Annotated in this window: 22 protein-coding genes and 2 tRNA genes; 16 read left to right on the top strand and 8 right to left on the bottom strand. The window is 73.8% G+C overall.

Annotated features, from left to right (window positions below; genetic code table 11):
• Window positions 1-30: 30 nt before the first annotated feature.
• Window positions 31-1,011 (bottom strand): cation diffusion facilitator family transporter, encoded by a 981-nt coding sequence (locus HDG68_RS10545; RefSeq protein ID WP_172151836.1) that lies wholly within the window; start codon window positions 1,009-1,011, stop codon window positions 31-33.
• Between the two features lie 154 nt (window positions 1,012-1,165).
• Here HDG68_RS10545 and HDG68_RS10540 point away from each other — a divergent pair, with 154 nt between their 5' ends.
• The 5 genes from HDG68_RS10540 to HDG68_RS10520 all read left to right on the top strand — a co-directional run bounded on the left by HDG68_RS10540 (window position 1,166) and on the right by HDG68_RS10520 (window position 5,668).
• Window positions 1,166-1,558 carry a YidH family protein gene (locus tag HDG68_RS10540; protein WP_172151834.1) on the top strand — a complete coding sequence of 131 codons (393 nt, stop codon included), beginning with the start codon at window positions 1,166-1,168 and terminating at the stop codon, window positions 1,556-1,558.
• On the top strand, window positions 1,555-1,914 hold the full coding sequence (locus HDG68_RS10535; RefSeq protein ID WP_172151832.1) for a DUF202 domain-containing protein: 360 nt from the start codon (window positions 1,555-1,557) through the stop codon (window positions 1,912-1,914). Before HDG68_RS10540 ends, HDG68_RS10535 begins: the two co-directional genes overlap by 4 nt.
• Before the next feature lie 87 nt (window positions 1,915-2,001).
• Complete coding sequence (locus HDG68_RS10530; protein ID WP_216648260.1) at window positions 2,002-2,787, top strand: methyltransferase domain-containing protein; 786 nt, start codon at window positions 2,002-2,004, stop codon at window positions 2,785-2,787.
• On the top strand, window positions 2,784-4,454 hold the full coding sequence (locus HDG68_RS10525; protein WP_172151830.1) for an FAD-dependent oxidoreductase: 1,671 nt from the start codon (window positions 2,784-2,786) through the stop codon (window positions 4,452-4,454). Before HDG68_RS10530 ends, HDG68_RS10525 begins: the two co-directional genes overlap by 4 nt.
• A complete protein-coding gene (locus HDG68_RS10520) occupies window positions 4,451-5,668 on the top strand; it encodes a cytochrome P450 (RefSeq protein WP_172151828.1) in 1,218 nt (405 codons plus the stop codon). The genes HDG68_RS10525 and HDG68_RS10520 overlap by 4 nt, the downstream gene beginning before the upstream one ends.
• Here HDG68_RS10520 and HDG68_RS10515 read toward each other — a convergent pair.
• A complete protein-coding gene (locus HDG68_RS10515) occupies window positions 5,623-6,066 on the bottom strand; it encodes a hypothetical protein (RefSeq protein WP_172151826.1) in 444 nt (147 codons plus the stop codon). The genes HDG68_RS10520 and HDG68_RS10515 overlap by 46 nt on opposite strands.
• A gap of 40 nt (window positions 6,067-6,106) precedes the next feature.
• Between HDG68_RS10515 and HDG68_RS10510 the strand changes: the two genes are divergently transcribed.
• Both HDG68_RS10510 and HDG68_RS10505 read left to right on the top strand, forming a co-directional pair.
• The gene (locus HDG68_RS10510; protein WP_172151824.1) at window positions 6,107-7,234 is read left to right on the top strand and encodes a lycopene cyclase family protein; all 1,128 of its coding nucleotides are present in this window, start codon (window positions 6,107-6,109) and stop codon (window positions 7,232-7,234) included.
• 159 nt (window positions 7,235-7,393) lie between these two features.
• A complete protein-coding gene (locus HDG68_RS10505) occupies window positions 7,394-7,924 on the top strand; it encodes a hypothetical protein (RefSeq protein WP_172151822.1) in 531 nt (176 codons plus the stop codon).
• Window positions 7,925-8,052: 128 nt separating this feature from the next.
• On the opposite strand, the gene HDG68_RS10500 is transcribed toward HDG68_RS10505, so the two are convergent.
• Window positions 8,053-8,126: transfer RNA gene (locus HDG68_RS10500), tRNA-Pro, on the bottom strand.
• A 137-nt stretch (window positions 8,127-8,263) separates the two neighbouring features.
• On the opposite strand from HDG68_RS10500, the gene HDG68_RS10495 reads away from it, so the two are divergent.
• The 6 genes from HDG68_RS10495 (at window position 8,264) to HDG68_RS10470 (ending at window position 13,016) form a co-directional block, all read left to right on the top strand.
• Window positions 8,264-8,334: transfer RNA gene (locus tag HDG68_RS10495), tRNA-Gly, on the top strand.
• A gap of 481 nt (window positions 8,335-8,815) precedes the next feature.
• The gene (gene cysK / locus HDG68_RS10490; protein ID WP_172151820.1) at window positions 8,816-9,751 is read left to right on the top strand and encodes a cysteine synthase A; all 936 of its coding nucleotides are present in this window, start codon (window positions 8,816-8,818) and stop codon (window positions 9,749-9,751) included.
• Window positions 9,751-10,353 (top strand): serine O-acetyltransferase, encoded by a 603-nt coding sequence (gene cysE / locus HDG68_RS10485; RefSeq protein WP_172151818.1) that lies wholly within the window; start codon window positions 9,751-9,753, stop codon window positions 10,351-10,353. The genes cysK and cysE overlap by 1 nt, the downstream gene beginning before the upstream one ends.
• Before the next feature lie 172 nt (window positions 10,354-10,525).
• On the top strand, window positions 10,526-10,879 hold the full coding sequence (locus HDG68_RS10480; protein ID WP_172151816.1) for a GntR family transcriptional regulator: 354 nt from the start codon (window positions 10,526-10,528) through the stop codon (window positions 10,877-10,879).
• Window positions 10,876-11,886 (top strand): DUF1648 domain-containing protein, encoded by a 1,011-nt coding sequence (locus tag HDG68_RS10475; RefSeq protein ID WP_172151814.1) that lies wholly within the window; start codon window positions 10,876-10,878, stop codon window positions 11,884-11,886. The genes HDG68_RS10480 and HDG68_RS10475 overlap by 4 nt, the downstream gene beginning before the upstream one ends.
• 98 nt (window positions 11,887-11,984) lie before the next feature.
• Complete coding sequence (locus HDG68_RS10470; RefSeq protein WP_172151880.1) at window positions 11,985-13,016, top strand: LLM class F420-dependent oxidoreductase; 1,032 nt, start codon at window positions 11,985-11,987, stop codon at window positions 13,014-13,016.
• Between the two features lie 76 nt (window positions 13,017-13,092).
• Here the strand turns inward: HDG68_RS10470 and HDG68_RS10465 are convergent, their stop codons facing one another.
• Window positions 13,093-13,422, bottom strand: coding sequence for an MGMT family protein (locus HDG68_RS10465; RefSeq protein ID WP_172151812.1), 330 nt, complete (start codon window positions 13,420-13,422; stop codon window positions 13,093-13,095).
• 141 nt (window positions 13,423-13,563) lie between these two features.
• Between HDG68_RS10465 and HDG68_RS10460 the strand changes: the two genes are divergently transcribed.
• Window positions 13,564-14,868: a GNAT family N-acetyltransferase gene (locus HDG68_RS10460; protein WP_172151810.1), complete on the top strand. Its 1,305-nt coding sequence runs from the start codon at window positions 13,564-13,566 to the stop codon at window positions 14,866-14,868.
• 6 nt (window positions 14,869-14,874) lie between these two features.
• Here HDG68_RS10460 and HDG68_RS10455 read toward each other — a convergent pair whose 3' ends face one another.
• A complete protein-coding gene (locus tag HDG68_RS10455; RefSeq protein ID WP_172151808.1) occupies window positions 14,875-15,912 on the bottom strand; it encodes a DNA-formamidopyrimidine glycosylase family protein in 1,038 nt (345 codons plus the stop codon).
• A 1-nt stretch (window position 15,913) separates the two neighbouring features.
• Entirely contained in the window at window positions 15,914-16,375 is a 462-nt protein-coding gene (locus HDG68_RS10450; RefSeq protein WP_172151806.1) for a ribose-5-phosphate isomerase, read from the bottom strand.
• Window positions 16,376-16,451: 76 nt separating this feature from the next.
• Here HDG68_RS10450 and HDG68_RS10445 point away from each other — a divergent pair, with 76 nt between their 5' ends.
• On the top strand, window positions 16,452-18,464 hold the full coding sequence (locus HDG68_RS10445; protein ID WP_172151804.1) for a M13 family metallopeptidase: 2,013 nt from the start codon (window positions 16,452-16,454) through the stop codon (window positions 18,462-18,464).
• A gap of 61 nt (window positions 18,465-18,525) precedes the next feature.
• Here HDG68_RS10445 and HDG68_RS10440 read toward each other — a convergent pair whose 3' ends face one another.
• Window positions 18,526-19,458 carry a hypothetical protein gene (locus HDG68_RS10440; protein ID WP_172151802.1) on the bottom strand — a complete coding sequence of 311 codons (933 nt, stop codon included), beginning with the start codon at window positions 19,456-19,458 and terminating at the stop codon, window positions 18,526-18,528.
• Between the two features lie 230 nt (window positions 19,459-19,688).
• On the opposite strand from HDG68_RS10440, the gene pepN reads away from it, so the two are divergent.
• Window positions 19,689-22,256, top strand: coding sequence for an aminopeptidase N (pepN, locus tag HDG68_RS10435; protein ID WP_172151800.1), 2,568 nt, complete (start codon window positions 19,689-19,691; stop codon window positions 22,254-22,256).
• Between the two features lie 244 nt (window positions 22,257-22,500).
• Here the strand turns inward: pepN and malQ are convergent, their stop codons facing one another.
• Window positions 22,501-24,675, bottom strand: a complete 2,175-nt coding sequence (malQ, locus tag HDG68_RS10430; protein ID WP_343037531.1) for a 4-alpha-glucanotransferase — start codon at window positions 24,673-24,675, stop codon at window positions 22,501-22,503.
• Window positions 24,676-24,691: the final 16 nt, after the last annotated feature.

The raw sequence follows: 24,691 nt of genomic DNA, 5'->3' as shown, positions 1-24,691 counted from the left end.
GGCGGTGGGCAGGGCGTGTGCTCGGCGAGCCTACCTGCGCGGGGACGGCCGCAACGAGACGTCCTCGGGCGCCGAGACGGTGAGCACCGCCCCGGCGATGCGCGGGTGGGCGACCACGGCCCGCTCGATCTCGTCCAGGCGGCGCCCGACGGCGGCCTCCCGCGCGTCGCCCACGAGGTCGACGCTCGCGACCAGGTAGAGCGCACGCGGTCCGACGAACTCGAGCCGCAGGTACGTCACACGGTCGACCTGCGGCATGGCCAGCAGCCGGTCCAGGATCGCGTCGCGCACCTCGGGCCGGGCCACCTCACCCACGAGGAACCGGCGGTTGCGGTCCACGAGCAGGATCGACACCACCGCCAGCAGCAGACCGATGACGATGGAGCCGACGGCGTCGGGCACCGCCGAACCGGTGAGCTGGTGCAGCAGCACGCCGAGGAAGGCGATGACGATCCCGACCAGCGCGGCGGCGTCCTCCGCCACCACCGCGCGCAGCGTCGGGTCCGAGGTCTCCGCGACGTGCGCGACGACGTCCTGCCGCGCGAGCCGCGCCTCGCCGCGTGCCTGGCGCACCGCCTTGACGAACGAGACGCCCTCGAGCACGAACGCCACCGCCAGCACCGCGTAGGCGATGCCCAGGTTCTCCGCCGGCTCGGGGTGGACGAGCTCCTGGATCCCGTGCGCCACCGACACCCCGGCTCCGACGGCGAACAGCCCGATCGCCGCGAACATGGCCCAGACGTAGGCCTCGCGACCGAACCCGACGGGGTGGTCCCGGTCCGCGGGGCGGCGCGAGCGGCGGTCCGCGACCAGCAGGAACACCTCGTTGCCGGTGTCCGCCCAGGAGTGCACCGCCTCGGCCAGCATGGAGGCCGACCCCGTGATCATCGCCGCGCCGGTCTTGGCGAGAGCCACGACGGCGTTCGCCACGAAGGCCACGACGACGGTGCCCGTGCTCTCGCCGCCGTCCGGCTCCCGCACCACCCGTGGCCCGTCGTCCGTTCCCGCCATCGCCGCTCCTCGTCCGCACCGGCCCTGCCCGGCACCAACGTAGGGGCGCTCGGTCCGGAGCGCACGGCCGCTGGCGCACGGCCGGTGGCGCGCGGCCCGGAAGAACAGGTGCCACGATGGGCGCAGCCGCCACCTCCTGCGAAGGAGCTCGACGATGCCACCAGCCGACAGCGCACGCACCGCGGTCCGCGCGGACCGGTTCCCCCGGTGGGTGTACGGTCACGGGACCGAACCGGACGCCCGGTTCTCGCTCGCCAACGAGCGCACGATCCTGGCGTGGGTCCGCACCTCGCTCGGGCTCATCGCCGGCGGGACGGCGCTCGAGACCCTCGACCTGCCGATGGAGCCGCACCTGCGGCTGGCCTCGGCGGTGCTGCTGCTCCTGGCCGGTGCCGCCGTCCCGGTCCTGGCCGCCCTGGAGTGGGCGCGCACCGAGCGGGCGATGCGCGAGAGCAGGCCGCTGCCGGGGGCACTGACCGGGCTGCTGCTCGTGTGCACCGTGACGACCGTGGGCGTCCTCCTGCTGCTCGCGCTGCTGCTGCGATGACGGAGCCGTCCGCCGCGTCCCGCGCGCCCGCCACCCCGCCCGAGGTCCCGGGCCTGGCCGCCGAACGCACGGCCCTCGCCTGGCGCCGCACCCTGCTGTCGTTCACGGCCGCCTGCCTCGTGGCGGGACAGACGCTCCCCGGGGCGGACGGCTTCCGCACGCTGGCGCTGGCCGCGGCGGTGGCGCTGGTCCTGACGCCCCCCGGCTGGTGGTTCGCCCGCAGCCACGCCCGGCACACCGAACGGCACCTGCGGACACCGGTCCCCCGGCTCCGGCACGGACGACGCATCGCGATCATCTGCGGTGCGACGAGCGCGCTGGGGGTCGGCGGGCTGACGCTCGTCCTCGTCCCCTGACCGGCGCCCGGACGGGCAGCCACGCCCACCGGCCCGGACGACGCGCCGAGCCGCGGGTCCGACGTCCCGAGACCGTAGGGTGGGCCCGTGCTCAGGAAACGCTCCGCCGCCGCGCGTCCCGACGAGTCGCGGGGAGAGGTGCTCTCCGACGAGTTCGACCGTGCCGCGGGCCGCTACGACCTGCTGACCCGGCTCAACCCCGGCTACCACGACGCCCTGAGCGCCGCGGCCCGCGCGCTGGTCTCGCGGCTGCGCGGGCGCGTCGGAGGCGAGCCGCTCGTCCTGTGGGACCTGGGGTGCGGATCCGGCCTGTCCACGCGGGCGCTCGTCGACGCCGCGGGCGACGACGCCCGCATCGTCGGGCTGGACGCCTCGCCGGGCATGCTGGACCAGGCCCGGGCCAAGGACTGGCCGTCCGGGGTCCGGTTCGTGCAGGCCTACGCCCAGGACCTGCCCGCCGTGGCGCACGAGCACGGGAAGACCGAGGCCGACGGCGCGTTCGCCGCCTACCTGCTGCGCAACGTCCCCGCGGAGCAGCGCGACGAGGTCGTGACGGCGATCCGCGACCAGGTCCGCCCGGGCGGATGGATCACGTTGCAGGACTACCACGTCAAGGGCCGTCGCGCGGCCACCGCCGTGTGGACCGTCGTCTGCTGGGGCATCGTGATGCCCCTGTCCGTCCTCGTGCGCGGCAACCCGGCGATCTACCGCTACCTGTGGCGCAGCGTCCTCGACAACGACAGCACCACCCAGCTCCAGGCGCGCCTGGAGCGCGCGGGTCTCACGGACGTCAGCTGGCGCACCGGTACCGGCTGGCAGCGCGGCGTCCTGCACACGGTGCTGGCCCGCCGTCCTGCGGACGACGAGGCATGACCCGCACCGTGCCGCCCGGGCGTGACCGGGCGGCCGTGCTCCACCGCGCGGCCCCGGGCACCGGACGGGCCGCGCAGGACCAGCACGTGGTCGTCGTCGGCGGCGGCATCGCCGGCCTGGCCGCGGCGACGATCCTCGCCGAACGAGGCGTGCGGGTGACGGTGCTCGAGGCCTGCGACCAGCTCGGCGGCCGGGTCCGCGCGTGGCCCGTCGAGGAGCCGGTCGAGGACTCCGGGACGAACGCGGCCGAGGGCCGCACGATGAGCCGCGGCTTCCACGCCTTCTTCCGTCAGTACTACACGCTGCGCGCGCTGCTGCGCCGCGCCGACCCGGGGCTCGACCGCCTCGTCCCCGTGCCGGACTACCCGCTGCGCCGCGGCGACGGCCTCACCGACAGCTTCGCGGCGCTGCCGCTGACGCCGCCGGTCAACCTCGCGGCGTTCGTCGTGCGCAGCCCCACCTTCCCGATCACCGCGCTGCCCCAGGTGCACCTGCCCAGCGCGATCGAGCTCGTCTCGGTCTCCTACCCCGCGAGCCACGAACGCTACGACGGCGAGTCCGCCCAGGACTTCCTGGACCGGCTGCGCTTCCCCGAGGGCGCCCGGCACCTGGCGCTCGAGGTCTTCGCCCGGTCCTTCTTCGCCCACCCCACCGAGTTCGGCGCCGGCGAGCTGGTGGGCATGTTCCACACCTACTTCGCCGGATCGTCGGAGGGTCTGCTCTTCGACGTGCCCGACGACGACTACGACACCGCGCTGTGGGCACCGCTGGGCCGCTACCTCGCCGGGCTGGGCGTCGACGTGCGGACCGGCACGCGGGCCGGTTCGCTCACGCGGGAGGAGGACGGGACCTGGCACGTGGGCACCTCGTCCGAGGAGCTCGTCGCGGACGCCGTCGTGGTCGCCACCGACCCCCGGGCGGCTCGCAGCCTGCTCGCACCGCTCGCCGACGAGCCGGACCACGGCCTCGACCCCGCGGAGCGGCAGCAGTGGCACCGCCGCGTCGCCGCCGGCCGCAACGCCCCGCCCTTCGCCGTGCTGCGGCTCTGGCTCGACGGCACGGTCGCGCCGGAGCGGGAGGCCTTCCTGGGCACGTCCGGCTACGACCTGCTCGACAACGTCACGGTCCTGGAGCGGTTCGAGCAGGGAGCGGGCGACTGGACCGCCGAGCACGGCGGCTCGGTCGTGGAGCTGCACGGCTACGCCGTCGACCCCGAGCGGGACGCCGACCTGGCCGGCGACGGGCCGCGCGGGCTCGACACGGCACGTCTGCGCGCGCGGCTCCTCGACGCCCTGCACGAGGTCTACCCCGAGACCCGCGGGCTGCGGGCGGTCCACTCCGAGCTGCTCGTCGAGGACGACTGCGGGCTCGTCGGCACCGGCCCGTGGCGCGACCGTCTCACCGTCGACACCCCGTACCCGGGCCTCGCCCTGGCGGGCGACGGGCTCCGGGTCGACTGGCCGATCGCGCTCATGGAGCGCGCCGCCGTCACCGGCGTGCTCGCCGCCAACCACCTGCTGCAGGGCTGGGGCGTGCGGGGCGAGGACGTCTGGACCGTGCCGCTGCAGGGTGTGCTCCGGCGCCGTCCCGACCTGTCGGCGGCGGGAGACGCCGTGGCCCGGACCGCACGGTCCGTGCGGGACCGCCTTCCCGTCGGACGGCGATGACGGGGCGACGACGGGCGGTGCGCCCGGGCGAGCCGAGCACGCCTCGCGTCGAGCGGCAGGGCGCCGACGGGCGCCGCGGGGTCAGCACCGTGTGGCGCATCCGGTCGCTGGAGGCCGCACGACAGGTGCTGCGCGCGCGGCACGCCACGACGCAGGCCGGCTTCACCGCCGAGGCGATCCCCCAGCGGCTCAAGCACCACCCGATCCTCATCTCCGACGGACCGCAGCACGACGAGCAGCGTCGCAAGGTGGCCCGCTTCTTCGCCCCCGTGGTCGTGGCCGAGCGCTACACGGCGCCGATGGAGGAGTGCGCCGACCGCCTGCTCGGCGGGACGCCGCCGGGTGGCCGGCTGGTGCTCGACGAGCTCGCGCTGCACTACACCGTCGAGGTCACCGCCGAAGCGGTCGGGCTGACCGCGTCGTCCGTGCCGCGCATGTCACGCCGGCTCGTGAGCTTCTTCCGCCAGCCGCCCTTCGACATCACCCGGCGCGACCTGGGACGCACCCGAAGCCAGTGGATGCGGGCGGCCTTCAACGGGCTCCTGCCGGTCGCGCGGTTCTACCTGGCGGACGTGCGCCCGGCCGTCCGCGAGCGCCGCAGGCAACGCCGCGAGGACATCATCAGCCACCTGGTCGACGAGGGGTACACCGACGTCGACATCCTCGTCGAGTGCGTCACCTACGGCACGGCCGGCATGGTGACCACGCGCGAGTTCGTGACGATGGCTGCCTGGCACCTGCTGCGCGACGACGCCCTGCGCGAGCGGTACGCCGTCGCCGGCCAGGAGGAGCGCTTCGCGATCCTGCACGAGATCATCCGGCTGGAGCCCGTCGTCGGGCACCTGTACCGGCGCGCGCAGGAGTCGATCGACGTCACGGACGGCGACGAGTCGTGGACGATCGAGGCCGGCGACCTGGTGGACGTCAGCGTCCGGTCCGCCAACGCCGACCCGCGGGCGCTCGACGAGGACGGCCTGGACCTGTGCCCCGGCCGCACCCTGCCGCGGGGCGTCAACGCCGCCGGCCTCACCTTCGGCGACGGCGCCCACAGGTGCCCCGGCAAGCCCCTGGCGATCCTGGAGTCCGACGTGCTGCTCACCCGGCTCCTGGCGCGCTCACCGCGGCTGGTGTCCGAGCCCGAGATCGGCTGGGACGACCTCATCGAGGGCTACACGCTGCGGGGGCTCGAGCTGGAGCTGTCAGCCGCGTCCTGAGGCATCCGATGGCGGTACGTCCACGACGTCAGGGCGGTCACGAGCATCGCCAGGAGCACGCCGGTGAAGATGTGCACCGCCCGGAATTCGACACCGAGCTCGCCGAGAGAGAACTGCACGGTCACCACGACCGCCGCCGCGACGGCGAGGGTCACGTTGACCGGACCTGCGGAACGCCGCAGGACGAGATAGACGACGGCCGTGGCGACGGCGACCACCAGCGTCACCCAGGCACCGACCTGGTGGTAGACGACGTAGCGCGGGTCGCCGCCGAGGACGGCCGCCGCCCAGCCTGCCTGCCCGACGACGCAGCTCAGCAGCACCGTCGCGGCGCTGCGCAGCCAGATCAGGTGCGGGTGGGGCATCGCGGACGGGCGTGGCCGTCGACCTGGGCTCATGGGTTCCTCCGTGCACCTAGGGTATGTCCTGGAGGTGGCGATGGCTGACGTGGCGGTGGTCGGGCTCGGCCCTGCCGGGCGTGCGCTGGCCTCGCGGTGCGCGGCCCACGGCCTGTCGGTGATCGCGGTCGACCCGCGGCCCACCGCGACGTGGACCCCGACCTACGGCCTGTGGGCCGACGAGCTCGGTGACCTGCCCGTCTCCGTCGTCCGAGCGCGGGCGACGGCCCCCGAGCTGCGCGCCGTCGGCGAGCACCCGCTCGAGCGCGCCTACCTCGTCCTCGACAACGCGGCGCTGCAGCAGGCCCTGCCGCTGGACGGCGTCGAGGTCCGCACCGGACGGCTCGACGACGCCCAGGTCGCGGCCCTGCGCCGCGAGGCCGCGGTGGTCGTCGACGCCCGCGGCGCACGACCCGAGGGCCTGCGCCCCGACGACCCGTCGCCGCTGCAGACGGCCTACGGCGTCGTCGTGCCGGCCGCGGCGGCCCCGCCCGCCCTCCAGGGTGCCGAGTCGCTGCTGATGGACTGGCGCACGGACTGGTCGGACCAGGACCGGCCGACGTCGACCCCGACGTTCCTGTACGCGATCCCCGTGGGTGACGACCGGATGCTGCTCGAGGAGACCTGCCTGGCCGCGGCACCGGGACTGCCCGTGGCGGAGCTGCGGGCGCGGCTACGCCGGCGACTGCTGGCGCGCGGGGTCGACCCGGACGTGGTGGACCGTCCCGTCGATCGCGAGGTCGTGCGGATCCCCATGCGCGGCCGGGACGCTCCCCCGCCCCCGGGCGTGCTCGCCGTCGGCACCGCGGGGCGCGGCGGCCACCTGATCACCGGGTACTCCGTCGCGCACGCGTTGCGCCGCGCCGACGCGCTCGCACGCTCCCTCGCGGAGGGTGACGTCCCGGATCAGGCCGATCCGCGGGACGCCGCCGAACGGCTCCGGGAGGTGGGCCTGCGCGCGCTGCTGCGGCTCGGCACGCATGGCACCCTGGAGCTGTTCGAGGGGTTCGGCCGGCTGCCCGCCGCCCGTCGGCACGACCTCCTGTCCCGCGACTCCGACGCGAGAGGCCTGGCGCTCGCCATGTGGGGGATGTTCGCGTCGATGCCGGTGGCCGCCAAGGCGGACCTGGTCCGGGCCGCGCTCGGACCGGCGCGGCGGGCCGCCTGACCACCGCGCTGTCGACGTCACGGGGACCCTCGACGTGGGCGGTGCCGACCGGATGTCGGCGGCCGGTGCAGGGGCCGCGATGTACATTGCGCCCGTGACTCCGGGCAGTGCCGAGGACGCCGGTCGTGCAAGGTGGTTCCGTCGCCGAGCATCGTCGGCGTGTTGGTGCTCGCCGCCGTGTGCTGGATCGGGTACCGAGCGGTCGGCGCATCCCTGGTCCCGGGCGACGGCGACCCGCACCCTGCAGGAGTGGGCTGCGTGACGTGGAAGGGCCCGCTGATGGTGATCGACGGACCCGTGCTCTCGAATCGGACCGGGCACACCGTTCACGTCTCCGACGTCGACGTCCCGGACGCGGAGGGGATCCGTCTCCACGAGATCCGGACCGTCTCGACGTCTTCGGACGTGGTCTTCGGTGCCGCGTACGACCCGGCGGACCCTGGCTGGGCCGGTACCGAGAGAGTGGGCCCTGAGGGAATCACGATCGCACCCGACGTCGTGAGCCGACTCGCGTACATCGTCGAAGCCGACACCGCTGGCGGCTCGTATCCGTACAGCCTCGTGGAGTACAGGATCGGCCCGCTGACCTACCGCGCGACCTACCCCGGGGCGAACGCCGTCATGCCGAGGGGCGGGCCGAGCTGCACACCGGCCGTGGCTGATCGGCTCCAGGACGCCCGGATCCCGTAGCGCGGCGTTCTGCGGCACCGGGCCAGGTCTCGCATGCTCACGGCGGGTGGCTGAACGGCGAACCACATCGGCCCCTCGCCGAGGCTCACCCACCTGCCCCGAGACGTATCGGCGCAGGTGGGCGGCGGTCGGGGTGACAGGATTTGAACCTGCGACCCTCTGCTCCCAAAGCAGATGCGCTACCAAGCTGCGCCACACCCCGTGGTCCCTGTCCGCCCCGGGGACGGCAGGTCCGGCGCAAGTCTAGTGCGCGCCCGGGCGTGCCCCGGGCCGCGTCGCAGACGGGCACCGGGCTTTGCTAGGCTGACGCCCGCGTTCGGGTCCGAGGATCCGGCACGTGCGGGCGTAGCTCAATGGTAGAGCCTCAGTCTTCCAAACTGATTACGCGGGTTCGATTCCCGTCGCCCGCTCCCGCGGGCCGAGGGCCCCGGCAGCTGCCTCAGCCGCCGGGGCCCTCGGCGTCTCCCCACCGCTCGACAACTCATAGACTTCATCGATGAGTCAGCGACATCTTGTCGATCGTTCGCCCACTGGCTAGGCTCGGGCTCGCGGACGCTGCGCGCGCCCGACGAACGCCGCGTGCCACCCGGCACGCCCGCCACGACCCGGGAGGACAGTTGAGCACCACGACGCTCCCCCGCGCCGCGGCCTCGCTCCCTGTCGGCGTGCACCCCTCGATGTGCACCGCCCCGGCGCGCGCCTGCTGCTGTCGCTAGAGCGTCCGCGTCACGCCTGACCCTCCTCGGGTCGTGGCGACCGCGCGACGCTCCCCCCGACGCCCACCCACCGACACGCCACGCCGGCGTCCGACACTGCCACGTGCCGCCGTCGGACACCGTCCCCGGCGCTCCAGCCCAGCCCGAACCCACACCACCGAAGGATCGATCACCCATGGTCACCATCTACGACGACGCGACGAAGCTCATCGGCCGCACCCCGCTGGTCCGCATCAACCGCCTCACGGAGGGCTCGGACGCGACCGTCGCCGCCAAGCTCGAGTTCTACAACCCCGCGAGCTCCGTCAAGGACCGCATCGGCGTCTCCATCATCGACGCGGCCGAGGCCTCCGGCGAGCTCCAGCCCGGCGGCACGATCGTCGAGGGCACCTCCGGCAACACCGGCATCGCGCTCGCGTTCGTCGGCGCCGCACGTGGCTACAACGTGGTTCTCGCCATGCCGGAGACCATGTCCAAGGAGCGCCGCGCGCTGCTGCGGGCCTACGGGGCCGAGCTCGTCCTCACGCCCGGCTCGGAGGGCATGAAGGGCGCCGTCGCCGCCGCGGAGAAGATCGCGGCCGAGCGGCCCGGCGCCGTCCTCGCCCGCCAGTTCGCCAACGAGGCCAACCCGAAGATCCACCGCGAGACCACCGCGGAGGAGATCTGGGCCGACACCGACGGCGGTGTCGACATCGTCGTGGCGGGCATCGGCACCGGCGGGACCATCACCGGCGTCGGGCAGGTCCTCAAGGAGCGCAAGCCCGAGGTCCAGATCATCGCCGTCGAGCCGGAGGAGTCCCCGATCCTCAACGGCGGCCAGCCCGGCCCCCACAAGATCCAGGGCATCGGCGCGAACTTCGTCCCGGAGATCCTCGACACCGAGATCTACGACGAGGTCATCGACGTCAACGCCGAGACCGCTGTCGAGTGGGCCAAGCGCGCCGCCCGCGAGGAGGGCCTGCTCGTGGGCATCTCCTCGGGTGCCGCGCTCAAGGCCGCCGCCGACGTGGCCGCCCGCCCGGAGAACGCCGGCAAGACGATCGTCGTCATCATCCCGAGCTTCGGCGAGCGCTACCTGTCCACCGTGCTCTTCTCGGACCTGCTGGACTGATGGCTGACTCCTCGGCGCGCGCGTTCCTCCGCCTCCTGCGCGAGGACGCGGAGGTCGCGCGCGCCCAGGACCCGGCGGCCGACTCTCTCGTCGCCGTCGCCCTGACCTACCCCGGCGTGCACGCCGTCTGGCACTACCGCGTCGCGCACGCACTGTGGCAGGCCCCCGGGCTGAGACTGCCGGCACGCGTCATCTCCCTGGTCTCGCGCCTCTTCACCGGCGTCGAGATCCATCCGGGCGCCAAGATCGGTCGTCGGCTGTTCATCGACCACGGGATGGGCGTCGTCATCGGGGCCACCGCCGAGGTCGGCGACGACTGCCTGCTGTTCCACGGCGTCACCCTCGGCGGTCGCACCATGAACCCCGGCAAGCGGCACCCCACCCTGGGCGACCGCGTGATGGTCGGTTCCGGGGCCAAGGTGCTGGGACCGCTCTGGATCGGCCACGACGCCAAGATCGGGGCGAACGCCGTGGTCACCAAGGACGTCCCCGCCGGTGCCGTCGCCGTCGGCGTGCCGGCACGACTGCGCCACCCGGCGCCGGCACGCACCGGGGGCCGGAGCTTCGAGGACCCCTCCCAGCTCATCGAGTACGTCATCTGATTGCGATTCGGCAACACCCCTTGTCGGGTGTGACCCGGGGCACTAGACAGGATGGCGGTGCGGCGCAACGGCGCGCCGCACCACTTCCCTGGGCAGCCCGCTGAGAGCTCAGCTCCTCGGGAGACCCGTGGGCTACTTGTTCTACATGAGATAGAACTAGTAGATTAGCGCCATGCTCTGGACCGTCGACCCTGCGAGCGACGAGCCGCTGTATGCACAGCTCGTCACCCAGGCCCGCCTCGCCGTCACGCGCGGCGACCTGACCCCCGGCGAGCGGCTGCCCGCAGCCCGAGAGCTCGCCACGTCCCTGGACCTCAACGTGCACACGGTCCTGCGCGCCTACCAACAGCTCCGGGACGAGGGACTCGTCGATCTTCGACGTTCCCGCGGCGCCGTCGTCACCGGCACCCCGGCCGACCTCACCGCGGTCGAGGAAGCCCTCGCCCGCTTCGTCGCTGCCGCCCGCCAGGCACGACTCTCCCCCGAAGCCACGACCACCCTGCTCCAGGAGGAGCTCAAGCGATGAACGCTCACCACGACTCCCCCGCCCCCACCTGGCGACGGCGAGCCCGCCGGTCCACGCTCTGGTCCACCCTCGTCGGGCTCGGCCTGACGGGCGCCGCCGCCGCGGTGGTGTGGAGCTGGCGCGACCAGCTGCCCGACCAGGTCGCCACCCACTGGGGAGCCGGCGGCGTCCCGGACGACACGATGTCGGTCACGGGCATGATCGTCGTGGCGACGGCGACGACGGTCGGCCTGCTGATCCTGTTCGCGGCGATCGGCCTGGCCTGGGGCTCCAGCGCCTCGACCCGCCGTACCACCGCGGCCGCCGCCGTCTGGTCGGGGGCCCTGGGCGCCTCCCTCCTGCTGGTCACCGCGGGGTTCCAGCGCGGCAGCGACACACCCGACACGGCCACCCTGCCCGGCTGGGCGCTGGCCGTGGTGCTGCTGGCCCCGTTGGTCCCGGCCGGGGTGGCCGCGTTCCTCGTCCCCGGGGATCCGCACCAACCCGCCGAGGAGCCCGTGGACCCCGCGGCGCCGCGCGCCACCCTGTCCGACAGCGAGCGCGCCGTCTGGATCCGTCGCGTCACCGGCGGCCCGGGAGTGTGGATCGGCGTGGTCGCGGTCGCCGGCATCGTCCTGATGTCCCTCCTCACCCAGCTGTGGGTGATGCTGGTCCTGGCAGCGGCGATGGCGGCGCTGTTCGCGGCGATGTTCGCCTTCGTCGTGCAGGTCGACTCCGCGGGCCTCGTGGCACGGTCGGCGCTCGGCTGGCCACGCGCACGCATCCCCGCCGACGAGGTGCTGTCCGCCTCGGTGATCCAGGTCAACCCGCTCGGCGACTTCGGTGGTTGGGGATGGCGCGTGGGCTTCCAGGGCGGCCGCGTCGGCATCGTGCTGCGCTCCGGCGAGGCGTTGCTCGTCGAGCGCTCCGGGGGACGCGGGTTCGTCGTCACCGTCGACGGTGCCGCCGAGGCCGCTGCCCTGCTCAACACGATGGCCGACCGGGCCCGCTCCGACGCAGCGTCGTAGGGCGCCGGAGACACCGTCCCAGGACAGACGTCGACTACAGTGACTACCTGCGACCGCACGTCCTAGACACTGACTCGACGAGGAGCCCCATGACCGCGCTGCGCATCGGCATCCAGACCGGCTACTGGTCCCGCAAGCCACCGACCGGCATCGTCGAGGCGTTGCAGCAGGGCGAGGCCGCAGGGCTCGACTCGGTCTGGACCGCCGAGGCGTACGGTTCCGACGCCTTCACCCCGCTGGCCTGGTGGGGCTCGCACACCTCTCGCCTGCGGCTCGGCACCGGCATCGCACAGATGGCCGCCCGCACCCCCACCGCGACCGCCATGCAGGCCCTCACCCTGGACCACCTCTCGGGCGGACGTTTCGTGCTCGGGCTCGGGGCCTCGGGCCCCCAGGTCGTCGAGGGCTGGTACGGCCAGCCCTACCGCCGCCCGCTGGCCCGCACCCGCGAGTACGTCGACATCGTGCGTGAGGTGATCGCCCGCGAACGACCCGTGGCGTACGACGGCGAGTTCTTCAGCCTCCCGGTCGGCGCCGACGCCCCCGGGGCGACCGGCCTGGGCAAGGCCCTGAAGCCGACGGTGCATCCTCTGCGGCCCGAGATCCCCATCGTGCTGGCCGCGCAAGGGCCGAAGAACGTGGCGCTGGCCGCCGAGATCGCCGACGGATGGCTCGCCGGTTTCTACGCACCCACCGCCGACGCCGAGCACCGCGAGCAGCTCGCTGCCGGGTTCGCGCGCCGCGCCGACGAGCGCTCGGCCACGGACGGCTTCGAGGTCGCGGCGATGGTGCCGGTGGTGGTGCGCGACGACGTCGAGTCCGCCGCCGACCTGGTCCGCCCGCACGTCGCGCTGTACGTGGGTGGCATGGGCGCCAAGGGCGCGAACTTCCACAAGGACTCGTTGGACCGGCTGGGGTACGCCGAGGTCACCGACGAGGTCCAGCGGCTCTACCTGGACGGGCGCAAGGAGGATGCCGCACGGGCGATCCCCACCGAGCTCGTCGAGGAGATCGCCCTGGTCGGCCCGGCGCAGAAGGTCCGCACGGACCTGGCCCGCTGGGAGGGCACGGCGCTGACCACGCTGCTCGCCCAGGGCGACCCGGCGTCGGTCGCGGCTCTGCTCGGCTGAGGCAGGCGGGCGGGACGGGGCCGCGCGCCCAGGACTACCAGGTCTCAGGCCAGCCTGAGCTCAGGCCAGCCGGAGCTCAGGGCAGCCAGACCGCCCGCCGCAGGTCGACGCGGCGTCCGTCGCGCGTCAGCGGGCAGCCCTCGGCCCGCAGCTCGGCGAGCGCCTCGTCGAGGTGATGGGCCGGCAGGGACCCGGCCGCGTTGACGACCCGCCACCAGGCGACTCCCGCGCCGGCCCGCGCCATCACCTGGCCGACCTGGCGCGGTCCGCCGCGTCCGAGCACCTCGGCGACCGCCTCGGCGACCAGCCCGTAGGTGGTGGCGCGCCCGGCCGGCACGCGTTCGACGACGGCGAGCACCTCGGCGAGGTACTCCTCGGCGGGCGGGACGGTCGTGTCGGCGCTCACCCGTCCACCCCGTGCAGCGGACGGTGCCGGAATCCCTCGGGGTCCGCGGACCGGGTCGTCGTCATGAGGTCATCGTGGCATCACCGACCGGGTCGCGGATATCTCCTGGCGTGCGGTCGCCCCGGACTGCAGGATCGAGTCATGACCCTCGACTCCCCCGCGCCCGCCGGCTACCGGTTCCGCCAGCTGACCGCCGACGACGCCCGCGCCGTGATCGACGTCGACTCGTGGGCCTTCCCGATCCCGGTCGACCCGGACGAGATGGTCAAGATCCCCTCCCCCCTCACCTGGGACCGCGCGGTCGGCGTCGAGGTCGACGACGCGCCAGCGGGGTCGCCCCTGGCGGCCATGCACGCCTCGTACCCGTTCACGGAGTTCCCGGTGCCGGGCGGCACGCTGCCGACCGCCGGGCTGACCTGGGTAGGCGTCCACCCGCAGCACCGGCGGCGCGGTGTCGCGTCGGCGATGATCGACCTGCACCTGGTCCGGTGCCGCGAGCGCGGCGAGCCGCTGTCGGCGCTGTTCGCCGCCGAGTACCCGATCTACGGGCGATTCGGGTACGGCCGTGCTGCCGACGACGTCCGTGTCACGCTCGCCCGCGGTGCTGCGCTGCGCGACGTGCCGGGTGCGGCGGAGCACACCGTCCGGATCGAGCACGCCGCGCGGGAGCGTCACGGCGACCTCGTGACCGCCGTGCACCGCGCGGCCGGGCAGGACGCGGGCGGGCTCGGGGTGAACCGTCCGGGCTGGGCGAGCCCGCAGACCCCCGAGCTGCAGGCCCATCGCTGGCACGACGCGGCCCCGTTCCGGCGGGGGTTCGAGTCGCGACGGATCGTCGTCGTCGAGCGAGACGGCGAGCCCCGCGGCTACGCGCTGCTGCGCCGCAAGCTGGACTGGGAGACCACGGGACCGCGCGGCACGGTCAACGTCGGCGAGGCGGTGGCGCTCGACGCCCCCGCGGCCCGCGCCCTGTGGGGCGTGCTGGTGGACCTGGACCTGATGAGCGAGACGACGCCGTTCATCCTCGCTCCGGACGACCCGCTGCTCGGCCTGCTCGTGGACCGGCGGGGCGCCGACCTGCGGGTCGCCGACAACGTCTGGGTCCGGCTGGTCGACCTGCCCACGGCGCTGGCGGGCCGGCGGTACGCCGCCGACGTCGACGTCACGCTCGCGGTGACGGACGCCCGCCTACCCGCGAACGACGGCGTGTGGCGGCTGAGCGCGACCGCGTTCGGTGCGGCGACCTGCGAACCCTCGGACCTGGCGGCCGCCGACGCGGACCTGGCCCTCGACGTGCGCGAGCTCGGTGCCGCCTACCTCGGTGGGACGTCGCTGGCCGAGCTCGCCGCCGCGGGTCTGGTCGAGCAGCGTTCGCCGGGCGCTCTCGCCCGGGCGTCGACGGCGTTCGGCTGGCCCGTCGCCCCGGTGTGCGGCTGGGTGTTCTGAGCCCGGTCAGCTCTGGCAGGCGCCGCACCAGAACAGGTTGCGTCCCGCCAGCTCCTTGAGCAGCACCGGGGTGCCGCACACGCGGCAGGGCAGCCCGTCGCGGTGGTAGACGTAGAACGCCTCGTGCGCGGGCACGGCGTCCGGGTCGTCGTCGGTGTTCTGGCGGGTCCGACGGCGGTCCGGGCCGAGCGACGCGGTGCCGTCCCGCGCGTCCGGTGCGCCGCCGTCGTCCCGGTGCTCCGGACGGGTGGTGACGATGCGACCGGTGGCGGCGCCGTCGCGCATCAGCACGACGAGGTCGTCCCAGATCCGCTCGAGGTCCTCGGCGGGCACGTCGCGGCCGGGGAGCAGCGGGTCGACGCCGGCGCGGAACAGCACCTCGGCGCGGTAGATGTTGCCGACCCCGGCCACCACGGCCTGGTCCATGAGCTGCTGGCCGACGGTGACGCGGGAGCGGCCCACCCGGGCGACGAACGCGGCGCGGGCCGCCTGCAGCGAGCCGCGACCGCCGTCGGGCCGGATCGGGTCCGGTCCCAGGCGGTCCTCGACGGCGGCCTTCTCGGCGGGCGTGAGCACCTCGCAGGCGGTCGGGCCGGTCAGGTCGGCGACGGCGTGCTCGCCCAGCAGCCGCACCCGCACCGCGCCGCGCGGCTCCGGCACCTCCCACTCCCCCGAGCCGGTGCCCGGGCCGGGAACGGCCGCTCCCGACACCGGTGGCCTGGGAGGGGCGGCGGTCTCGCGCTCCCCGATCCGCCGACGCGGCGCACCGATGGCGTGCACGACGTCGGCACTGCCGTCACCGGCGAACGTCCAGGCGCCGTAGAGGCCCAGGTGCACCCGCAGCCACCGCTCCTCGGCGCCGCGGGCGTCGAACCGGCAGAAGAGCTGCTTGCCCCACGCCTCGGCACCGACCAACGTGGCGCCGTCGAGCAGCGCGGCACCGGCGTCGAACCGTCCCTGCGGGCTGCGCACGGCGAGCGGCTCACCGGCGAACAGTCCCGTCAGGGTCCGGGCCAGCCGGTGGACGGTGTGACCCTCCGGCACCTCAGGAGGCGGTCGGCCGGGCCGCCTCGTAGGCGGCGAGCTGGTCGATGCGGCGCTGGTGGCGGGCGTCGCCGGAGAAGGGCTCGGCCACGAACGTCTCGACCAGGGCCGTGGCCTCCTGCACCGAGTGCATCCGCCCGCCCACGGCGATCACGTTGGCGTCGTTGTGCTGGCGGCCCAGCTGCGCGGTCTCGGTCGACCACGCCAGGACGGCGCGCACGCCGGGAACCTTGTTCGCGGCGATCTGCTCGCCGTTGCCCGACCCTCCGATGACGATCCCCAGCGAACCGGGCTCGGCCACGACCGCCTCGCCCGCGGCGAAGCAGAACGCCGGGTAGTCGTCGAGGGCGTCGTAGGTGTGGGCGCCGTGGTCGACGACGTCGTGCCCGGCGGCGCGCAGGTGCTCGACGAGGTGGGACTTGAGCTCGTATCCGGCGTGATCGGCGGCGATGTGCAGACGCATGGGACCCATTGTCACCCACCGGCGGCGGGACCGGCGCGCCGTCTCGGAGACCGGCACGCGCGCGTAGGGTGGCGCCATGACGACCGACGCGACCGGGCTGCGATCCGGTATCGACACCGAAGCACTCGACGAGTCCGTGCGCCCGCAGGACGACCTGTTCCGCCACGTCAACGGCCGCTGGCTCGCCTCGCACGAGATCCCCGCCGACCGCGCCATGGACGGCGCGTTCCGCGACCTGCACGACACCGCCGAGGAGCAGGTCCGCGAGATCATCACCGACGCCGGCGCCGCCGTCGAGGCGGGCACCGCCACCGGGTCCCAGGCGCAGATCGGCGCCCTGTACGCCGCGTTCATGGACACCGCGCGCATCGAGGAGCTCGGCACCACACCCATCGCCCCGGAGCTCACCGCGGTCCGCGACGTCGCCGACCGCGCCGAGCTCACCCGCGTGCTGGGCCGCCTGCAGCGCACCGGCGCCGGCGGTGCCGTCGCGTTCGGCGTCGACAACGACGCCAAGGACCCCGAGCGATACGTCACGGTCGTCGTCCAGGGGGGCCTCGGCCTGCCCGACGAGGCCTACTACCGCGAGGACCAGTACGCCCCGGTCCGCGCCGCGTACACGCCGCACGTCGCCCGCATGCTCTCGATCGCCGGCGTCGGCACCGAGGCCTGGGGCGTCACGCCCGAGGTGGCGGCCGAGCGCGTCGTGGCGCTCGAGACGCGTCTGGCCGCACACCACTGGGACGTCGTCAAGGACCGTGACGCGACGCTGACGTACAACCCGATGACGTTCGCCGAGCTGACCGGCTCCGCGCCCGGGTTCGACTGGGAGGCGTGGGCCGAGGCGCTCGAGGCACCGAGCGGGTCGCTCGACGCGCTCGTCGTGCACGAGCCGTCGTTCCTCACGGGCTTCGCCGAGCTGTGGTCGAGCGCCGACCTGCTCGACTGGAAGCTCTGGGCCGCGTTCCACCTGGTCACCGCACGCGCCCCCTACCTGAGCGACGACGTCGTGCAGGCCAACTTCGACTTCTACGGGCGAACCCTGTCCGGCGCCCAGGAGCTGCGCGACCGGTGGAAGCGCGGCGTCACCGTGGTCCAGGGTGCGCTCGGGGAGGCCGTCGGCCGTGAGTACGTGTCCCGCCACTTCCCGCCGTCGCACAAGGACCGCATGGACACGCTCGTGGCGAACCTCATCGCCGCCTACCGCGAGTCCATCGAGCAGCTCGACTGGATGACCCCCGAGACGAAGCAGCGGGCCCTGACCAAGCTGTCGAAGTTCACCCCGAAGGTGGGCTACCCGGCGAAGTGGCGCGACTACTCCGGGCTCGAGCTGTCCGCCGAGGACCTGGTCGGCGACGTCCGGCGCGCCCACGCGTTCGAGCAGGACCACGAGCTCGCCAAGATCGGCAAGCCGCTCGACCGCGACGAGTGGTTCATGACCCCGCAGACCGTCAACGCCTACTTCAACCCCGGGATGAACGAGATCGTGTTCCCGGCGGCGATCCTGCACCCGCCGTTCTTCGACCCGGACGCCGACGACGCCGTCAACTACGGCGGCATCGGCGCGGTCATCGGACACGAGATCGGCCACGGGTTCGACGACCAGGGATCCAAGTACGACGGCGACGGCCGGCTCGAGGACTGGTGGACCGAGACCGACCGCACCGAGTTCGAGCGCCGCACCTCGGCGCTGATCGCCCAGTACGACGCGTTCCGGCCCGAACAGCTGCCCGACGACGCCCCCACCGTCAACGGGTCGCTCACCATCGGCGAGAACATCGGCGACCTCGGCGGACTGTCCATCGCGATCAAGGCCTACCGCCTGGCGCTGGGCGGAGACCTCGACGACGCCCCCGTCATCGACGGCCTGACCGGGCTGCAGCGCGTGTTCCTCTCCTGGGCCCAGGTGTGGCAGGCCAAGGGCCGCGACGAGGAGGTGCTGCGCCGCCTGGCCACCGACCCGCACTCGCCCAACGAGTTCCGCTGCAACGGCGTGGTGCGTAACGTCGACGAGTTCTACGCGGCGTTCGACGTCGGCGCGGACGACGCGCTCTACCTGGCACCCGACGAGCGGGTCAGCATCTGGTGACCGGATCCCGCCCGGCCCGCCGTCCGTGGCAGGCCGGGCGGGACCGGCGAGCGCGACCTGCTCAGTACGTCCCGACGCCCGCGCGGGCCAGGGAGAAGCCGTTCCCGGTCGGGTCGTGCTCGCAGTACATGCCGTCCTGCTCGCTCGTGCACGTGAAGTCGCCGTCGGTGCGCGAGTCGCCGTAGGCCAGCTGACTGGTCTTCTTCGGCGCGGTCTTCGGCTTGTCACCCTTGGCCACGCACGGCAGCGCGACCTTGCCCTCGGAGTCCAGCGTCACCACGTAGCCGGTCGTGCCGTCGCAGCCCTCGACCGGCGCCGGCTGCTGGTCCAGCTCCGCGAGCCCGCAGGAGACCTCGTTCTCGTACACCTGGCAGGTGATGTTGCGCGACGGCGAGGCGAACTCCGCCACCTGCTCCCCGGCCGCGTCCTGGGCGGCCTCGTCGCCGGTGCCGTCCTCGCCCGAGGTGTCGGTGCCGGCGTCCTGCGAGGCGCCCGCGACCGGGTCCTGCTCGCCGGAGTCGTCCGGGCCGCCCAGCAGGTCGAAGGCGAGCACCACCATCACCACGACGAGGACCACGTCCAGCAGGATGAACGCGATCCAACCGGGCGTCAGCCGGCGGCGCCGGTCGTCGTCGCCCACGGCAGGGCTCTGCGTCGTGGGCGGCGGCCCGCCCGCCTGCTGGTAGGCGTACTGCTGCGGGGTGTAGCCGTACTGCTGCGGGGACTGCGGCGGCGCGCTCGGCTGCTGGTGGCCGTGGGGCGCCGGAGCGGGCGGTGGCGCCTGCGGGGCCCACTGCTGCGTCCCGGCCGGGTACGACGGCGCCCGCACCGGGGCGGGCGCCGGGGCGGGCGACTGCACCGGCGCGCTGCGCTCGGTCGGTGCCGGCGGGATCGGGGCGTGCACGTTCCGGGCTGCTGCGGGGCGTGCGGACTCCCCACCGGGGCCCTGCGGCCCACCCGGCGGCGGCGGTGGTGGCGGCACGGTGCCGGACATCTGCGCTCCCTCCCGCGGCCGGCGTTCCGCACGCCGCCGCGTCAAACACGCACAGCGCAGGATGTCACGATCCGCGGCGACGGTCGAACCGCGCGCCCGACGCCGGCCCGCGCCGCCGGCCCGCGGCGCCGACGTCGGACGGTTCGGTCCGCGCGCCGAAGAATGGCATGATCGGCGGCGTGTCGCGACAACCTCGCGACTGCCGACTGCCACCGTCCGAGGGAGCACCCGTGCCCGGAGAGAACCTGACCCGCGTCGAAGCGATCGAGCGCGCCGACGTCGTCACCGCCGTCGAGGGCTACACGATCGACCTCGACCTGACCACCGGCCCCGAGGTGTTCTCCTCGACCACGACCATCCGGTTCTCCGCGACCGCGGGCGCCAGCACCTTCCTCGACCTCGTGGCGCCCACCGTGCACGAGATCGTGCTGAACGGCCGCACCCTCGACGTCGCCGAGGTCTTCGCGGACTCCCGCATCGCGCTGTCGGACCTCGCCGCCGACAACGAGGTGCGCGTCGTCGCCGACTGCGCCTACATGAACACCGGCGAGGGCCTGCACCGCTTCGTCGACCCGGTCGACGGCGAGGTGTACCTCTACACCCAGTTCGAGGTGCCGGACGCCCGCCGCGTGTTCGCCACGTTCGAGCAGCCCGACCTCAAGGCGCCCTTCCAGCTGTCCGTGACGGCCCCCGCGCGCTGGCAGGTCGTCGCCAACCAGCCGACGCCGGAGCCGGTCGCCGCGACACACGCGACCGACGGCGACGTCGAGGCCGCGCGCTGGGAGTTCGGTGCGACGCCGCGCATCTCCACCTACCTGGTGGCCCTGGTCGCCGGGCCGTACGCCGTCGAGCGCGGTGAGGTGACGTCGTCGGACGGGCGCGTGATCCCGCTGGGCGTGTACTGCCGCGCCTCGCTGTCGGAGCACCTGGACGCCGAGGCGATCATGGAGACCACCCGCCAGGGGTTCGACTTCTACGAGAAGACGTTCGACGTCCCGTACCCGTTCGACAAGTACGACCAGCTGTTCGTGCCCGAGTACAACATGGGCGCGATGGAGAACCCGGGCTGCGTGACGTTCACGGAGGCCTACGTCTTCCGCTCCCAGGTCACCGACGCCATCCGCGAGCGCCGGGTGGTCACGGTGCTGCACGAGCTGGCGCACATGTGGTTCGGCGACCTGGTGACCATGAAGTGGTGGAACGACCTGTGGCTCAACGAGTCGTTCGCCGAGTACGTCTCCACGCTCGCCACCGCCGAGGCGACCGAGTGGGACGCGGCGTGGACCACGTTCAACGCGATGGAGAAGACCTGGGCCTACCGCCAGGACCAGCTGCCCTCGACCCACCCGATCGTCGCGGCCATCAACGACCTGGAGGACGTGCAGGTCAACTTCGACGGCATCACGTACGCCAAGGGCGCGTCGGTGCTCAAGCAGCTCGTCGCCTGGGTGGGGCGCGACGAGTTCGTCGCCGGCGTCTCGGCGTACTTCCGCAAGCACGCCTGGGGCAACACCGAGCTGTCCGACCTGCTCGTCGAGCTCGAGGCCACCAGCGGCCGCGACCTGTCCGCATGGTCGAAGCTCTGGCTCGAGACCGCCGGCGTCAACACCCTCCGCCCGACGATCGAGCTGGACTCGCACGGCCGGATCACCTCGTTCGTCGTCGAGCAGACGGCGGTGGCCGACTACCCGACGATCCGACCGCACCGTCTGGGCATCGGCTTCTACGACTTCGACTCCGCCGGTGACGTCGTGCGCACGCGGTCGGTGCACGTGGACGTCGACGGCGAGCGGACCGAGGTCCCCGAGCTCATCGAGCTCGACAAGCCCGCGCTCGTGCTGGTCAACGACGACGACCTCGCCTACGCCAAGGTGCGTCTCGACGAGGACTCGCTGGCCTTCGCGGTCGAGAACCTGTCGCGGATCTCCGACCCGCTGGCGCGCTCCCTCGTGTGGGGTTCGGTGTGGGACGCGGTGCGCGACGGCGAGACCCCGGCGTCGTCGTACGTCGACCTCGTGCTCGGCAACATCGCCGCCGAGACCGAGTCCACCACGGTCCGCACCACGCTCGCCCAGCTCGGGCTGGCCACGCGAACCTATGTGGCGCCGTCGCGCCGGGCCGAGACGCTGGAGCGGGTCGGTGACGCGCTGTGGTCGCTGGCCCAGCAGGCCCAGGCCGGCTCCGACCTGCAGCTGCAGCTCGTCAAGTACTTCGCGACGCTCGCCTCGACGTCGTCCCACGCCGCGCCGTTGCGCGGGCTGCTCGACGGCTCCGTGGTGCTCGACGGCCTGTCGGTGGACACGGACCTGCGCTGGGAGCTGCTTCAGGGTCTGGTACTGCTCGGTGCCGCCGACGAGGCCGAGATCGACGCCGCGCTGGCCGCCGACGACACCGCCACCGGCCGCCAGGCGGCCGCCAAGGCCCGGGCCGCGATCCCGACCCGCGAGGGCAAGGAGCGGGCCTTCGCCTCCGTCGTCGACGACGCGGACGCCCCGAACGCCATCATCCGCGCCACCGCGGCAGGGTTCGTCCAGGTGACCGACCCAGCCGTGCTGGCGCCGTTCGCCCAGCGGTACGTCGACGCGCTGCTGCCGATCTGGGAGTCGCGCAGCTACCACATCGCCGAGGAGCTCGTCGAAGGGCTCTACCCGGCGCCGCTGGCCTCCGTCGAGCTGCGGGACACCGTGCGCGGCTGGCTCGAGGCGCACCCCGACGTCGCCCCGGCGCTGCGCCGGATGGTGGTCGAGGGGCTGGCCGGCACGGAGCGGGCGCTGGCGGCGCAGGCCGTCGACGCCTGATCTGCCTCCCGCTCCCCCTCCTCGCGAGGCAGGCAACCTCCCCGCGAGGTAGGCCAACTCCCGCCGACGTAGGCAAGGGACCCGCGACGTAGGCAAGAACTCCGCGAGGTAGCACACCGAATGTGTGCTACCTCGCGGATCGTTGCCTACCTCGGCGGGGGGTCGCCTACCTCGGCGGGAGGTCGCCTACCTCAGCGAAGAGTTGCCTACCTCGCGGGAAGGTTGCCTACCTCGACGGTTGCGCTCAGCGGCCGGAGGCGACGGCGGCGAACAGCGAGCGCAGGCGGGCGTTGTCGAACAGGTCCTCCACCAGCACCACGTTGCCCGCCGAGTCGCCCAGCGGCACCTTCCAGTTCGGGTACTCGGTGTCGGTACCGGGCTGGTTCTGCGACCGCCGCTCCCCCACCGCGTCGACGAGCTGTACCCCGACCAGGGCCGCCCGCGAGCGACGCAGGTACCGGTGCAGGGCCTCGACGACCTCCCGCTCGGAGGGGTTGTCGGCGAGGAGACCCTGCTCGGCGAGCGCCCGCACGGCGACGTCACGCTCGGCGCGCGCCTGCGAGCGCAGCACCTGCGCGTCCTCGGTGAGCAGCCCGAGCCGGTCGCGCAGGTCGACGTGCTCGCCCGCCAGGTACCCCGCCGTCGGCGGCATGTCGTGGGTGCCGACGGTGGCGAGCGTCAGGTGGCGGTACTCCTGCGGCGCGGTGAGGCGGCCGTCGGTCTTCTCGAACCAGAGCACGGAGGTGCCGAGCACGCCGCGGTCGGCGAGGTAGTCGCGCACCCAGGGTTCGAAGACGCCGAGGTCCTCGCCGATGACGTGCGCCCCGGCCCGCTGCGCCTCGAGGCACAGGATGCCGATCAACGCGTCGTGGTCGTAGCGGACGTACGCGCCGTCGGTCGGGGCCATGCCGTCCGGCACCCACCAGAGCCGGAACAGACCGAGGATGTGGTCGACGCGCAACGCCCCGGCGTGACGCAGCGCGGTGCGCAGCATGTCCCGGTACGGGACGTAGCCGGCGCGGGCGAGCGCCTCGGGGTTCCACGGCGGCTGGGACCAGTTCTGACCCTGCTGGTTGTACATGTCCGGCGGTGCGCCGACGCCGACGCCGGTGGCGAGGACGTCGGCGTGCGCCCACGCGTCCGCACCCTCGGGGTGCACCCCGACGGCGAGGTCGTGCATGATGCCGACGCGCATCCCGGACTCGACGGCGGTGCGTTGCGCGGAGCGCTTCTGCTCGTCGAACACCCACTGCAGCCAGCAGTAGAAGTCGACGCGGTCGGCGAGCCGCTCGCGTGCTGCCGTGACGCCGGGTCCGGCGGGGTCGGCGAGCTCAGCCGGCCACGGGCGTCCGGCGAGCTCCTCGGTGACGGCGCACCAGGTGGCGAAGTCCTGCAGCCCGCCCCCCTGGACCGCCAGGAACTCCTCGTAGGCGGCCTGCCGGGCGGCGCGTCGCGGAGCGGTGTGCACCACCTCGAGCGCGGCCTTCTTGGCCGACCAGACGGCGTCGCGGTCGATCGGGCCGTCGGAGGCGTCCAGGTCGCGGACGGGGTCGGCCGCCCACTCGACGAGAGACCGGTCGGCGGCCGAGAGGTAGGCGGTCTCGAGGATGTCCTCGACGCGGACGTACAGGGGGTTGCCGAACCGGCGCGAGGTCGGCAGGTAGGGCGACGGCGTCATCGGGGTGATCGGTTCGGCGGCGGCCAACGGGTTGACCGCGACGAAGTCCGCGCCGGCCCGGTGCGACGTCAGCCACGCGAGGTCGGCCAGGTCGGCGAGGTCGCCGAGCCCCCACGAGGTGTGCGACCGCACCGAGTACAGCTGGACCAGCACGCCCCAGGCCTGGTGACGTTCCAGGTCGTCCCCGAGATCGAGGCGCGCCGGGGTGACCACGAGGGTGGAGGTGGACTCGTGCCCCTCGGACAGCGCGTGCAGGGTGTGCCACCCCAGCGGGACGTCGGCGGGGACCGCGAACGTGGCCCGCCCCACGCGGCGCCCGTCGACGTCGCGGGGCTCGACGTACTCGTCGACCTGCTGCAGGTCGCGTCGCGGCCGCACGGCGTGCGCGCGCGAGGCGGGCTCGGCGCCGTCGAGCTCCAGCCAGACATGCACCGAGGCGCCGTCGGTGACGTGCACGCCGATCCGGTGCTCGTGGCCGTGACGGGTCACGACCGTGGGCGGCAGCACGTCGCGCCAGGCGGCGTCCCGTGCACGACGCAGCGCGTGGGAGACCTGCTGGGGCCCGCCGACGTCGACGCCGAGCGCGGACAGCACCGCGCGCAGCGTCGCGTCGGACACCGCCACGGTGTCCCCTCCGAACCGCTGGTACTCGGTGAGCACGCCGTGCGCGGCGGCGAGCTGTTGCAGCTCGGAACGCGCATCGCCGTCGGGCACGGCCTGGGTGTTCTCCGTCTCGCTCACAGGCACGATCCTGCCA

Source organism: Isoptericola chiayiensis, assembly GCF_013149805.1.
Taxonomy (GTDB): Bacteria; Actinomycetota; Actinomycetes; order Actinomycetales; family Cellulomonadaceae; genus Isoptericola; species Isoptericola chiayiensis.
Note: the sequence above shows the minus strand (reverse complement) of the source record. Positions and strands in the feature narration are given on the sequence as shown.

Bases quoted from the DNA above. Each gene is read 5' to 3' on its own strand.
- HDG68_RS10545 (WP_172151836.1), bottom strand. From the start codon at position 1,011: ATGGCGGGAACGGACGACGGGCCACGGGTGGTGCGGGAGCCGGACGGC.
- HDG68_RS10540 (WP_172151834.1), top strand. From the start codon at position 1,166: ATGCCACCAGCCGACAGCGCACGCACCGCGGTCCGCGCGGACCGGTTC.
- HDG68_RS10535 (WP_172151832.1), top strand. From the start codon at position 1,555: ATGACGGAGCCGTCCGCCGCGTCCCGCGCGCCCGCCACCCCGCCCGAG.
- HDG68_RS10525 (WP_172151830.1), top strand. From the start codon at position 2,784: ATGACCCGCACCGTGCCGCCCGGGCGTGACCGGGCGGCCGTGCTCCAC.
- HDG68_RS10520 (WP_172151828.1), top strand. From the start codon at position 4,451: ATGACGGGGCGACGACGGGCGGTGCGCCCGGGCGAGCCGAGCACGCCT.
- HDG68_RS10515 (WP_172151826.1), bottom strand. From the start codon at position 6,066: ATGAGCCCAGGTCGACGGCCACGCCCGTCCGCGATGCCCCACCCGCAC.
- HDG68_RS10510 (WP_172151824.1), top strand. From the start codon at position 6,107: ATGGCTGACGTGGCGGTGGTCGGGCTCGGCCCTGCCGGGCGTGCGCTG.
- cysK (WP_172151820.1), top strand. From the start codon at position 8,816: ATGGTCACCATCTACGACGACGCGACGAAGCTCATCGGCCGCACCCCG.
- cysE (WP_172151818.1), top strand. From the start codon at position 9,751: ATGGCTGACTCCTCGGCGCGCGCGTTCCTCCGCCTCCTGCGCGAGGAC.
- HDG68_RS10480 (WP_172151816.1), top strand. From the start codon at position 10,526: ATGCTCTGGACCGTCGACCCTGCGAGCGACGAGCCGCTGTATGCACAG.
- HDG68_RS10475 (WP_172151814.1), top strand. From the start codon at position 10,876: ATGAACGCTCACCACGACTCCCCCGCCCCCACCTGGCGACGGCGAGCC.
- HDG68_RS10460 (WP_172151810.1), top strand. From the start codon at position 13,564: ATGACCCTCGACTCCCCCGCGCCCGCCGGCTACCGGTTCCGCCAGCTG.
- HDG68_RS10450 (WP_172151806.1), bottom strand. From the start codon at position 16,375: ATGCGTCTGCACATCGCCGCCGATCACGCCGGATACGAGCTCAAGTCC.
- HDG68_RS10445 (WP_172151804.1), top strand. From the start codon at position 16,452: ATGACGACCGACGCGACCGGGCTGCGATCCGGTATCGACACCGAAGCA.
- HDG68_RS10440 (WP_172151802.1), bottom strand. From the start codon at position 19,458: ATGTCCGGCACCGTGCCGCCACCACCGCCGCCGCCGGGTGGGCCGCAG.